Source organism: Kitasatospora sp. NPDC001159 (assembly GCF_053598235.1).
Genome location: NZ_JBSFJV010000069.1, coordinates 1 through 12551, shown reverse-complemented (window position 1 = coordinate 12551; position 12551 = coordinate 1). Strand labels below are relative to the sequence as shown.

General features: G+C 74.1%; 10 protein-coding genes and 1 rRNA gene. 1 reads left to right on the top strand and 10 read right to left on the bottom strand.

Annotated elements, in window-relative coordinates:
* Positions 1-5: 5 nt before the first annotated feature.
* On the top strand, positions 6-911 hold the full coding sequence (locus tag ACWC9T_RS28800; protein WP_449823967.1) for a LysR family transcriptional regulator: 906 nt from the start codon (positions 6-8) through the stop codon (positions 909-911).
* Here the strand turns inward: ACWC9T_RS28800 and ACWC9T_RS28795 are convergent.
* From ACWC9T_RS28795 to rrf, 10 genes are all read right to left on the bottom strand, one after another.
* Positions 908-1672 (bottom strand): ZIP family metal transporter, encoded by a 765-nt coding sequence (locus tag ACWC9T_RS28795; protein ID WP_449823966.1) that lies wholly within the window; start codon positions 1670-1672, stop codon positions 908-910. The genes ACWC9T_RS28800 and ACWC9T_RS28795 overlap by 4 nt on opposite strands.
* A gap of 292 nt (positions 1673-1964) precedes the next feature.
* Entirely contained in the window at positions 1965-3707 is a 1743-nt protein-coding gene (locus ACWC9T_RS28790; RefSeq protein WP_449823965.1) for a restriction endonuclease, read from the bottom strand.
* Positions 3708-3820: 113 nt separating this feature from the next.
* Entirely contained in the window at positions 3821-5605 is a 1785-nt protein-coding gene (locus ACWC9T_RS28785; RefSeq protein ID WP_449823964.1) for a hypothetical protein, read from the bottom strand.
* Positions 5606-5824: 219 nt separating this feature from the next.
* Positions 5825-6139: a cupin domain-containing protein gene (locus ACWC9T_RS28780; protein WP_449823963.1), complete on the bottom strand. Its 315-nt coding sequence runs from the start codon at positions 6137-6139 to the stop codon at positions 5825-5827.
* Positions 6140-6290: 151 nt separating this feature from the next.
* Complete coding sequence (locus tag ACWC9T_RS28775) at positions 6291-6947, bottom strand: YigZ family protein (protein WP_449823962.1); 657 nt, start codon at positions 6945-6947, stop codon at positions 6291-6293.
* Between the two features lie 157 nt (positions 6948-7104).
* A complete protein-coding gene (locus ACWC9T_RS28770) occupies positions 7105-8394 on the bottom strand; it encodes a DUF6986 family protein (RefSeq protein WP_449823961.1) in 1290 nt (429 codons plus the stop codon).
* A 114-nt stretch (positions 8395-8508) separates the two neighbouring features.
* The gene (locus ACWC9T_RS28765) at positions 8509-10062 is read right to left on the bottom strand and encodes a DUF2637 domain-containing protein (protein WP_449823960.1); all 1554 of its coding nucleotides are present in this window, start codon (positions 10060-10062) and stop codon (positions 8509-8511) included.
* A gap of 195 nt (positions 10063-10257) precedes the next feature.
* On the bottom strand, positions 10258-10923 hold the full coding sequence (locus tag ACWC9T_RS28760) for a response regulator transcription factor (protein ID WP_449823959.1): 666 nt from the start codon (positions 10921-10923) through the stop codon (positions 10258-10260).
* Positions 10875-12284: a sensor histidine kinase gene (locus tag ACWC9T_RS28755; RefSeq protein ID WP_449823958.1), complete on the bottom strand. Its 1410-nt coding sequence runs from the start codon at positions 12282-12284 to the stop codon at positions 10875-10877. The genes ACWC9T_RS28760 and ACWC9T_RS28755 overlap by 49 nt, the downstream gene beginning before the upstream one ends.
* Before the next feature lie 197 nt (positions 12285-12481).
* Positions 12482-12551 (bottom strand): 5S ribosomal RNA (gene rrf / locus ACWC9T_RS28750); the annotation flags it as partial.

Below are 12551 nucleotides of genomic sequence, written 5' to 3'. Positions count from 1 at the left end.
GCTGCATGATGGATCTGGGGCGTCTGCGGGCGCTGCACGCGGTGGCGGTGCACGGTTCGGTCGGCGGGGCGGCCGTCGCGCTCGGGTTCACGCCCTCGGCGGTCTCGCAGCAGATCGCCAAGCTGGAGCGGGAGACCCGGACGGTGCTGCTGGAGAAGCAGGGCCGGGGCGTGGTGCTGACCGACGCGGCGCGCGAGCTGGCCGCCACCGCGCAGGCGGTGCTCGGGCTGGTGGAACAGGCCCAGGTGCGGCTGGAGGAGCAGCGCGGCCGGGCGGTCGGGCGGCTGCTGGTCGCCGCCTTCGCGACCGGCGCGCGCGGGCTCATGCCCGGGGTGCTGGCCGAGCTGCGGCGGCGCTGCCCGGAGCTGGACGTACGGCTGCTGGAGAGCGACCCGTACCCGGCGGCGGAGCTGGTGGCCCGGGGCGAGGTGGACCTGGCGCTGGTGCAGGACTGGCCGAGCGTGCCGCTGCCCGTGCAGGAGGGGCTGGCCCGGCTGGACCTCGGGACGGACCCGGTGGACCTGCTACTGCCGGACGGGGACGAGCTGGCGGCGCTGGACGCGGTGCCGGTGGAGCGGCTGTGCGGGCAGCGCTGGATCAGCGTGCCACCGGGCAACATCTGCCACGACTGGCTGGTCCGCACCCTGCGCGAGGCCGGTGAGGAGCCGGACGTGCATTACCAGGTCGGCGACTTCGAGACCCAGATCGCGCTGGTCGCGGCCGGTCTGGGGATGGCCGTGGTGCCCCGGCTCGGCCGTGGCCCGCTGCCGCCCGGGGTGGCGGCCCGCCCGGTGGCCTCGCAGCCGCACCGACGGGTGTTCGCGCTCTGGCGGGCCCAGGCCTCCCGGCGGCCGGCGATCACCGAGGCGCTGGCGGCGATGCGGGAGTGCTGGAGCCACCTTCCGGCTTAGCTGGCGAAGCCGATGACCAGCCACATGAAGCCGACCCCGGCGACGGTGCACAGCAGGGTACTGCGCGAGGGGTGCGGGCTGTGTGCCTCCGGGAGGATGTCGGAGGTGGCCAGGTAGAGCAGGAAGCCGGAGAAGAAGCCCAGGTAGAGGCCGAGCAGGTGCTCCGGAATGGTGAAGGCCAGGGTGATCGCGGCGCCGGAGACCGGGGCCAGCGCGTCGGCCGCGAGCAGGGTCAGCGCCCGGCGCCGGTTGTTCCCGTACAACCGGGTGATCGTGTACGTGTTGAAGCCGTCGGCGAAGTCGTGCGCGACCACCGCGATGGCCACCACCGTGCCGACCGTGGTCCCGGCCTGGAAGGCGGCGCCGATCGCGAAGCCGTCCATCACGCTGTGCCCGACCAGGGCCAGCGCGGCGGTCAGCCCGATGCCCTGGGCCCCGGCGTGGTGGGCGTGGGCGTGGTGGTGGCCGTGGGTGTGCTCGGCGTACTCGCCCTCGTGGCCGCGGTGGATGGCGACCGCGCGCTCGACCACGTGGATGGTGAGGAAGCCGCCCGCGAACATCAGCAGTGCCTGCGGCACACCGTGCACCTCGCCCGGCGCCTGGTGGATGGCCTCGGGCAGCAGGTCGAAGGCGACCACGCCGAGCATCAGGCCGGCCGCGAAACCGAGTACCAAGTGACGACGGTCGCCGGTGCGCTGCGCGGCGAAGCCGCCGATCAGCGTCATCAGGAACGCCCCGGCGGCGACCAGGACGGCGGTCATCGGGCCGCCTCCCGCGCTGGGTCCGCCGAATGGCCGGTGCCGCCGTGTGAACTGCCGAGCGCTCTGCCCATTCCTCTCCCCCTGGGGTCCGCCCGTGGCCGGGCCGACCGCCGACCGTACCGGACGGCCGTTCGAGGATGGTCGCCCGGGGGGCCGGTGCCAGCGGGGTCCGGTCCTCAGCCTCGGTCCGGGGCCGACCGGACGCCCGCCGGGTGGGCCGTCGGAGGGAGCTCCGCGGCCGGGTCCGTCAGGCCTGTCCGGTCCGTTGGATCCGTCAGGTCCGTCCGGCCGCTCAGAGGCCGGCGGCGAGCGGCAGACCGAGATGGGTGCGGGCGAGTTCGCGGACGCCGTCGCCGTCGATCAGGTGGATGTGCCGGTGACTCTCCTCAGCGGTGAGGTCCACGGCCTCGTCGGTGAAGCCGCCGGTGGTCAGCCGCAGGCCGCGCTCGGCGGACTCCTCGGTGACGGCCTCGGCCAGGGTCGCGATCTGCTCGGCGGTCACCGGCGTTGCACCCCGGGAGGCCCAGACCACCCAGCGGCCGGGCAGCGCGCTGCCGGGGGCTCCCTCGCCGGTGGCGACCAGCCCGGCCGGGCCGCGCAGCCGGACGCTCCACTCGGCCAGCCCGCCCCGGGTGAGCAGGTCGCGCACCAGCTGGGCGAACTCGTTCGCGGACAGGTCGGGCGCGGCCGGGACGGTGGCGCCGGCCTGGGCGGCCGGCTGGACGACCGCCCGGGCGTACGGATCCGGGGTGACGGCGGCGCCGAGCTGGCGCAGCCGGACCAAGGCCTCGTCCCGCTCCGCGTCGGCGTAGACGCCCTCGTCGTCGCGCTCCTCGTAGGGGGTCTCCGGCGGCAGCAGCCGGGTGCGGGCCAGCGCGTCGCGGTCGGCGTCCACACTGAGCAGGCAGAGCGGCTCGGCCGCACCGGGCTCGCGCAGCCAGCCGTTGAGGACGACGCCGGCGAGTATCTCGTCGGTGTCGACGGCGTCGGCGGCCTGCAGGGCGCGCAGGGCGAGCCGGGCGACCAGCCGCAGGTAGTCGGTGGCCCGGTCCACGGGCGGGCGCGGCACCGGGACGATGTCTCCGTCGGGGGCGAGCCGGTAGCCGCTGAGCGAGGGCACCAGATCGAGCGGGGGCAGGTCGAGGTCCAGCACGGCGGTGCGGGTGAGCGGGCGGAAGACCGCCCGGCAGGGGGCGGGGAGGTCCTGGGTGGCGGTCTCGGCGGCGGCCAGGGCCCGCTCCAGCAGCGACTCCACGGCGGCCGGCTCGGCCAACCGGTAGGCGCGCCGGCACTCCTCCAGGCTCTCGTTGTACTCGCGCACGGCGCGGGCGCGGGCCTCCTCGGCCGCCTCGTGGGCGCGCCGGGACTCGTCGGCGGCCGGGCTGCCGGCCTCGGCCCGTCGGGTGCGCCACTCGCGCAGGGTGCGCTGGTGCGTCAGCCGGGCCTGGGCCAGTTCGCGCTGGTAGCCGGAGTCGAGCAGGCGGCGGGACGGACCGCTCTCCGGGTCGGCAGCGGGCGGCTCGGCGGGGGCGAAGTCCTCCCAGCGGGGCTCGGGCTCGTCGACGACGGTTGGACCGTCGGCCGGGTAGGGGCGGGGTTCGTAGTGGCGCAGCTGGCTCTCGAAGTCCATGGCCGAGACGGGCAGCGCGGCCCGCCGCAGCAGGTCGGTCAGCCGGTCGTGCTCGGCCTGGACGGTGAGCGTGCGGTGGTGGGTCAGGGCGGCGGCCCGGCCGTGCGCGGCGACGCCATCCCCGGGGGTGGAGGGGTCAGGGTCGGCGGAGCCGGAGGCGGACGGGCCATCGACCGGATCGCCGCCCGGATCGTCGGCCGGAGTGCCGGTAGGCCGACCGGGGACGGACGGACCCTCAGCTGCCGCCTCCCCACCCGGACGGCCGGGGCCGGGCGGGGAGGCGGCGTCGTCCGGCTCCGGGCCCTGGTCGGCGCCGAGGTCGCGGAAGACCGAAGCAAGGAAGCCCGGTTGGGGGAACTGGACGGTGGCGGCGCCGTCGGACTGGCCGTCTGCTGAGTACTGCATCGGTCGTCGTTCCCCCATGCTCGTCCGGCACCTGCCCGGGGCGCACTGCCGGCCCTCGGCCGCCCCCTGCCGGACATTGTCCACCGAACGGACGCAGCGGTCAGCCAAGCCGGTCAGTTGGTCCGGGTGTTGGTCAGGTGCAGGCCGATGTAGCCGACGTAGATCCGGCCACTGCCGGAGCAGTCGTCCAGGTAGTGCAGCCGGGGCGCGGTGCGGCCGCCGCCGATCCGCAGGTGCGCGCCCATGAACGCGCGCCGGGAGGCGTCCACGCATTCCGGGACCGGCAGCATCCGTTCGCGTTTCCACTTGGTGTGGCTGAACACCGTCCGGGACTCCCCGCGCACCGCCTTGCGGGGCGGGAAGCGGTGGCAGCCGTCCGGGGTGTGCTCGCACCACTGCTTGAAGTCCCCGCCGGCCGCGCCGCGCACGGCCGCCTCGGCGTACTCCTGCAGGGCCGTCAGACCGTCCCAGGCGAGCCGGGCCCAGCCGGCGCCGGCGCACTGGAGGCCGTCCAGGGCGAGCGCGGACTTCTGGTCGCCGGTGAAGGTGAGCAGCGGGAACTCGCCGAGCCTGGCCATGAGTTCGGTGAAGGTCTCGGGCTTGCCGATCCGCCCGGTGGGCTGGGCGGGGCGCCGGCCGACGGCCGGGCCGGTGCCCGCGGTGGTGCAGTGGCGGCCGGTCAGGCCGCGGGCGCCGGTGCGGAGGCGGCCCTCGTGGCTGTCCCGGGGCTGGCCGCGGTCGCGGCGCTCCAGGCGCAGGGTGTGCCGGACCCGCTCCAGTTCGTCGGCCCTGGCCTGCTGCTCGGCGCGGTCCTGCTGCTCCTCGCGGGCGAGCGCGGACAGTTCGGCGACTGTGTCGGCGGTGACATCGGCGGTCGCGGCCATGGACTGGTCGGCGGCCGGGCAGAACTGCGGCAACGGGACCCGCAGCACCGGGACGGCCGCGAGCGGCGGCGGCAACGGCTGGTCGGCAGCGAGGCGGCGCGGCTCGCGGGCGAGCAGGCCGGCGGCGCGGCGGAGGTCCTGTTCTATTCGGCCCCGGGCGAGTACCGGATGTCGGACGCCGTCCTGCCGGGAGGCCGGGTCGACCTCGGGCAGGTAGGTGCGCACCGCCCCGCCGTACACGGTGTGGTACTCCAGCGCGACGTTGAAGCCGGTGCGGGCTCCGGGGTCCAGTACGTAGGCGGTGGCGAGGCCGGGAAGCTGCTGGCAGAGCGGACGGACCACGTCCTCGACCCAGCGGTCGAGCGGGAGGTTCACCGGCACGGTGGCGACCACGGTGGGCAGTCGGCGCTCCGGGTCGCACAGCTCGTCGATCAGGCCGTCGACCTCGTCGGCCGTGATCACCCGGGGTGCGGGGTGGACGGCGGCCGGGCCGTCGGTGGCGTCGAGCAGCGGGAGCAGGGTGCGGGCGAGTTCGGGCACCGGCACCCGGCAGGGGGTGCGGACACCGCTGCCGGTGCTGTGGGTTTCGGCCTCCAGCCGGAACCAGGTGCGGCCCTCTGCACCGGTGGCGACGGTGAGGGTGAGCTGCCGGGTGCCGTGCGGGGCCGGGGTGCGCAGGCGGCGGCGGTCGTAGCGGCCAGCGCTCGACGGGCCGCGCAGCGGGCCGTGGTCCCGGTCCAGCAGGACGCGGTCGCCCAGGCGGAGGCGTTCGGCGGCGAGGGATGTCCCGACGGGGGGCCTTCCGTCGGAGTCCGGCCCGCCGAGGGCGCGGAGGGCCGACGGGGGTTCCTCGCAGCCCTCCTGCTTCAACCAGGAGGCGAGCTGCTCGTCGGCCAGGGCGACGGCCTCGGCGTGCGGGAGAGCGGTGGTGACGGTCATCCGGTAGGGCGTCGCCGGGCCGCGGGGGCCGGGTAGGTCGGCACCGGCGGGCGACAGCGAGCGGTCTGAGGTCATGCGCATACCTCCGTGGTGCGGGGTGGGGTCTGGTGTCCTCCATCGATGGTTTTCGTCCGGTTCGGCCGGATCCTAGCCCAGGAAACGCCACGGCCCGGAGCGGAAGTTCCAACTCCGGGACACGACACTACGTTCGAGTGAATCTGCTCAAGCCGCCTTCCGCGTGGCGCGACTGCTCGGCTACGGGAGGCGACGGGGAAGGGGGTGTCCGGGGCGGCCTCAGGCCTCGGCGGTTCCGGCGCCGCTGCGGTTCCAGGCGGGCTCCGCGACCGGTACGGCCAGCGGGCGGCCCTCGGGGGCGGCGTAGCTCGCGATCAGTACCACGGGTTCGGTGCCGAGGTTGCGGCCTTCGTGGATGTGGACCGGTCCGCCCTCCTCGACCAGCGAGTCCCCGGCCCGGCTGACCTCGACCCGCCCGTCGTGCAGGGTGCGGGTCAGCGTCCCGGAAAGCACCACCACCTCGACACGGCCCGGGTGGTAGTGCCAGCCGGTGCTGGCGCCTGGGGGCAGGGTGATGGTCCGGACGAGGGGCATCGAGGGCGGCTTCCTGATCGACGGCCGGATCAGGCTAGGCAGGCCGTCCGGGCACCGAAACGGACCGGGCGCGATCTGGCCGAATATGTGTCCGGAAGGCAGTGCACCCGATGGGATCCGTGGGACCTGTGGGACCTGCGGGAGCCATGGGTCAGACCGGCACCTCGACATAGGTCCGGCCGGCCGGGACCGCCACCGAGGTACCGCCGGTCGCCTCGGCCAGCCAGGTGTGGAAACCGGCCACCTCCGGCTCCGGCACGCCCACCTCGATCCGCACGCCGGCGGCCTCGTAGGCGAGGTCGCTCACCGCGTACCCAGCGGCCCGCAGGTCGTTCTCCACCCGCCCGGCCCGCACGTGGTCCGTCGTCACCGCGAGCAGCGCCACCGGCCGCCGCTCCAGCAGGCCGATCTCGTCGACCGCCTCCGACACCGCGTTCCCGTACGCCCGCACCAGGCCGCCGGCGCCGAGCTTGATCCCGCCGAAGTACCTGGTCACCACGGCGACGGTGTCGGTCAGACCGCGCCGACGCAGCACCTCCAGCATCGGCACGCCGGCCGTGCCGCCGGGCTCGCCGTCGTCGTTGGAGCGCTCGCGGCGCTGCTCGTCGCCGACCACGAAGGCGGTGCAGTTGTGCCGGGCGTCCCAGTACTGCTTGCGGATGCCGGCGATGAAGGCCTGCGCCTCGTCCTCGTCGGCGACCCGGGCCAGGTGGCAGATGAAGCGCGACTTCTTGATCTCGATCTCGTGGCTGCCGGCCCGCCGGATGGTGAGGTACGGCCTGGTGGTCGGTTCCGGCGTGGCGGACATGGCGCGGTGGTTCTCCCGGGAACGGCGACGGCTGGCGGCGCGCACCCCGGGCGTCCGGGGCGGCACCGCAAGCCTAGTTGGCGCACGGCTGAAGGGTCAGTGGCCAGTGAGTCCGGTGGCCAGTGAGTCAGTGGCCGAAGGGTTGGTGGCCCGGGGGTCAGCGGCCGGCCAGGGCGTCCAGCTGCGCGCGGTCGAGGCCGGTCAGCGCGGTGACCTCGGACGGGTCGACGGCGCCGCAGTCCAGGCCGCGCAGCAGGTAGCCGCTGAGCGCCCGGGCGGTGGCCGGCTCGTCCATCACGTCCCCGCCCGCCTTGGTGACGTACGCGGCCAGCCGGGCGGCGGCGGCCGCCAGGCCCTCGCGGTAGAAGGAGTACACCGCGACGTAGCGCGTCGGCAGGTGCGCCGGGTGCATGTCCCAGCCCTGGTAGTAGGCGCGGGCCAGCGAGCGGCGGACCAGGTCGTGGTGGAGCTTCCAGGCGGCGTGCACCTGCTCGGTGGAGCCGGTGGGGATGATGTTGGTCGAGCCGTCGGAGAGCCGGACCCCGGTACCGGCCGCAGCCACCTGCATGACCGCCTTGGCGTGGTCGGCGGCCGGGTGGTCCATGCTCTGGTAGGCCGCGCTGACCCCGCAGGAGGCGCTGTAGTCGAAGGTGCCGTAGTGCAGGCCGGTGGCGCGGCCCTTGGCGGCCTCGATCATCAGTGCGACGGTGGCCCGGCCGTCCGGGCCGAGGACGGCCTGGGTGGTCTCGATCTGGATCTCGAAGCCGATCCGGTTGGCCGGCAGCCCGGCACGGCGCTCGAAGTCCTCCAGCAGCCGGACCAGGGCGGTGACCTGCTCGGCGTAGGTGACCTTGGGTAGCGTCAGCACCAGGCCGTCCGGCAGGCCGCCGTTCGCCAGCAGGGTGGCGAGGAAGAGTTCCAGGGTGCGGATGCCGCGGGCGCGGACGGGCGCCTCCATGCACTTGACCCGGATGCCGATGTACGGCGGCGCGCTGCCCTCGGCCACCGCGGCGGCGACCAGTTCGGCGGCGCGGACGGCGGCGGTGTCCTCCTCGGCGTCCGGGCGGGGGCCGTAGCCGTCCTCGAAGTCGATCCGCAGGTCCTCGATCGGCTCGCGCTGCAGCTTGGCGCGGACCCGGGCGTGCACGTCGGCGAGCAGTTCGTCGTCGGCGACTCCGAGGGCGAGGGCCAGCTCGGCGGGGGTGCCGGCGTGGATGTCGAAGGCCTCCAGAGCCTGACGGCCCCAGTCCCGTACGGTGTCGGCGCCGAAGGCGTCGGCCGGGACGTAGACGGTGTGCACCGGCTGCCGGGTGCCGATGTCGCCCGGGTAGCGGCGCGCCAGATCGGCGTCCACCGGGGCGAGCAGCGCCTCTACGGCGGCGCGGGCGGCGGCGGAGAAGGAGGCCCCGCCCGTCGGCCCGGTTCCGTCGACCTCGACCTGCGACATCCGCACTCCTCCGCACGAACCAGCGCTTCAACAATTTGTTGACGCGAAGGTAGCTCCGGCGGGGTCGGGCGTCAATGGCCAACCGAGCGGTGGACGGGCCGTGTCGGCGCGGGCTCAGTCCCTCCCGGCGGCGGCGTAACGGTCGCGCAGCAGCGGGTAGAGCTCGGCGACCTCCTTGGGGTGGACAGAGCCGTTCGGCCCCTTGCCGGTGATGCCGTACTCGGTGGTCAGCCAGGCGGCGAGGCGCTGCGGGTCGGGCTGGTGGCCGTGGTTGTCCATGTACGAGACCAGCGCGTCGTAGGCGATGTCCTGGTCGAGGGGCGCGGTCGCCGGGCGGTGTTCGGGCTGCTCGGCTTGGACAGGCTCCTCGGCCGCAGCGGGCTGCTCGGGCTGGGTCGACCGCTCGGCCTGGGCGTGCTGGGTGGCCGGGCGCTGGGCCTGCGGCCGGGGCGCCGGGGCGGGCACGGGCTCCTCGGCGACCGGGCGCGGCGGCTTGAACCACGGCGATGCCTGGCCGGGCACCCGCCCGCCCGGGGCGGGGTCGGCCGAATGGCCGGTGGTGCGGACCGGGCGCTCGGTCCAGACGTTCAGCTCCTCGCCGCGCGGCTGCGGGGCAGCCTCGGCCGCCTCCTCCGGCTCCTGGGCGGCACGCAGCCGGACGGCGTGCAGCTTGGCCAGCATCGGCGCGGCGACCTCGGGCGACATCGGCGCGGCGACATCGGGCGACATCGGCGCGGCAGGCGCGGGGGCCTCGGCGGAGGCCTGCGGCTGGGCCTGAGCCTGGGCCGGTTCGGGCTGAGGATGCTGAGCCTGCTGCGGGTGCTGGGGTCGCTGCCGCGAGCTCGCGGTGGCGGCGGGGGCCGGAGCCGGGGTGCCGACGGCGGGGACCACCGGGGCGATCGCCGCGGCGGTGCGGCTCTGCCGGAGCTGGAGTTCGAGCTCCTTGGCCTCCTTCTCCGCCTGGACCTCCTCGGCCTCGCGCTCGCGGGCCTCCTCGTCCAACCGATCGAGCAGCGACGGGTCCAGCGGAACGCCGAACTTGGCGAGCTTGAGCGGCAGCAGCGCCTGGATCGGCGCCGAGCGGCGCCAGCCGCGGCCGTACCGGAAGCGCAGCTGCGCGCGGTAGACCAGGCGGTTCTGCTCCAGCCTGATGACCTCCTCGTAGGAGCGGAGCTCCCAGAGCTTCATCCGCCGCCAGAGCCGGAAGGTCGGCACCGGGGAGAGCAGCCAGCGCATCACCCGGACCGACTCCATGTGGCGGTCCGCCGTGATCGCCGCGATCCGGCCGACCGCATGCCGGGAGGCCTCGACCACGACGACGAACAGCACCGGGATGACGGCGTGCATCCCCATGCCGAGCGGGTCGCCCCAGGAGGCGGCCGCGTTGAAGGCGATGGTGGCGACGGTCAGCAGCCACGCCGTCTGACGCAGCATCGGGAAGGGGATCCGCAGCCAGGTCAGCACCAGGTCGAGGGCGAGGAGCACCACGATGCCCGCGTCGACGCCGATCGGGAAGGCGTAGGCGAAGGCACCGAAACCTTTCTCCTGGGCCAGCTCGCGCACCGCGTTGTACGAGCCAGCGAAACCGATGCCCGAGATGATGCAGGCGCCGGCCGCGACCAGGCCGAGCAGGCCGCGATGGGCCTTGGTGAGCGTTGGGCGTGCCATTACGTCTATCAACCCCTGGATGTCGGCTGCTGCCGTACGCGCCTCGGCTGCCGGGTCCCGCCAGTCGGGCCGCCGGACGGCTGAGCAACCTCCGGGCTCGGCCCATCGGAGTTTACTCGTACGCATGTTTCAGCGTTTCCGCAGGCTGGAGTGTCACTGTGTGGAGCACCCCGCCCACCGGGGTCGGGCGGACCGTCAGTGACTCTGTCCCGCCGTACCGTTGAGGTAGGCAAGCACGGCCATCACCCGGCGGTTGGCGTCCTCGTCCGGGGCGAGCTCGAGCTTGCTGAAGATGTTGGCGATGTGCTTGGCCACGGCGCCGTCGCTCACCGAGAGCCGGGCGGCGATCGCCGAGTTGGAACAGCCCTCGGCCATCAGCTCCAGCACCTCGCGCTCGCGCGGGGACAGCCCGAGCAGCGGGCCGGGTCGGCGCGAGGTGGTCTGCATCAGCTTGGCGATCACGTCCGGGTCCATCGCCGTCCCGCCCGCCGCCACCCGGCGGACCGCGTCAATGAACTGCCCGGCATTGAACACCCGGTCCTTCAGCAGGTAGCCGATCCCGCCCGTGCCGTCGGCCAGCAACTCCCGCGCGTACAGCTGCTGGACGTGCTGGGACAGCACCAGCACCGGCAGGCCCCGAATCTCCTGGCGTGCCTTGAGCGCGGCCTGCAGTCCCTCGTCGGTGAGCGTCGGGGGCAGCCGGACGTCGACCACGGCGACGTCCGGGCGGTGGATCAGCAGCGCCTCCAGCAGTTCGGGGCCGGTCTCCACGGCAGCCGCGATGGTGAAGCCGTGCGCTTCCAGCAGACGGATCAGGCCTTCGCGAAGGAGGTAGAGGTCCTCGGCGAGGACAACTCGCACGGCAACTCCAAGGTGATGGTGGTCGGACCGCCGAACGTGCTGTCGATGGCGAGAACACCGTCGAAGGTACCCAATCGACGCTCGATCCCGCGCAGGCCCGTGCCCCGCGAAGGGTCCGCCACGCCCACGCCGTCGTCCGTCACCGTGACCCGCAGGAACCCGGCCCGGTACAGGATGTCCACCCACACCTGGTCCGCCCCCGAGTGCTTGGCCGCATTGGCCAGCAGCTCGCAGATGCTGAAGTACACGGCCGCCTCCACCGGGGCCGCCGGCCGGTCCGGCAGGCTGACGAACACCTCGGTCGGCAACGCGCTGTCCAGCGCCAACGCCCGGACGGCGTCGCCCAGTCCGCGCTCGGCGAGCACCGGCGGGTGAATACCGCGGACGAGGTCGCGCAGTTCCTGCAGCGCCCGGGCCGAGGACTGCCGCGCCTCGGAGAGGAGTTCCCGTGCGGCCACCTGGTCGGTGTCCATCAGGTGCTCGATGGTGCCCAACGTCATCCCGATCGCGACCAACCGAGCCTGGGCGCCGTCGTGCAGGTCGCGCTCGATCCGCCGCAACTCGGCCGCCTGGTCGCCCACCGCGTCCGCCCGGGTCTCGGTCAACTCGGCCACCCGCTTGGTCAGCTGGGCGTGCGTCGCCCGGCCGTCCTGGTCCAGCACGCGGCGGGCCGCCTCCGCGTACCCGCGCACCGCGTACGGTGCCACGAGTATCCCCGCGACGATCACGCCGATGCCGACCACGCTGCTCAGCAGGATCGACGTGATGCGCGGGCTCAGCGGGCCGTAGCCGCCCCCCGGAACCGGCCCCGCCAGGGTGTAGGCCGTACCCAGCACCAGCAGCAGGGCCACCGGGCCGGCCAGAGCGACGGCGAGGACGGGGTTCACCACCAGCCAGGCCAGCTCAGCGCGGGTGGTGCGGTCCCGCAGGCCCCAGTGGACCAGCTGCGCGTACTTCGCGACCACCCGTGAGCGGTGATACGAGTACCCCGTCCACCAGTGGCCGCGGTCGTCCAACTCGAGCTCCGGCCGCGGCTCGTAGGCCACCGGAAGGCGTATGCCGTACCAGCGCTCCAGGAACCCGCGCGTACGGTCCGCGGTCCTGCGGACGTAGACGGTGGCCACCACCGAGCCGGCCACCGCGCCGGCCGCGAGCGCGACCAGCGACACCGCGTAGTAGTACTCCAGGAACTGGGCCGTGAGCACCCCGGTGAGGATGGCCGCCGCGACCGGCAGCACGAACCCCGGGATCGCGGCCAGCACCACCTGAGCCAGCCGGGCCAGCCCCTGGCCACCGGCCTCGAAGGCCGCCCGGGTCTGCGCACGTACGGACGTGCCGCTCGTACGAGTCACTGTGGTCACGCAAGCTCCTGATGCCGGTACCGATCGTCCTTCATCAGTGTTCACGAACGACCCGCTCGGGACACTGGCCATGGCACCCCAAATCCGAGGTGGACCTAGGACTACCTGCCGGTGGTCTGAGCGACACCTGCCGATCGGGAGAGTCCGGAAATACGAAAAGCCCCTGATCCGAGGATCAGGGGCTTTTCTGAAGAATTGTTCGGCGGCGTCCTACTCTCCCACAGGGTCCCCCCTGCAGTACCATCGGCGCTGTGAGGCTTAGCTTCC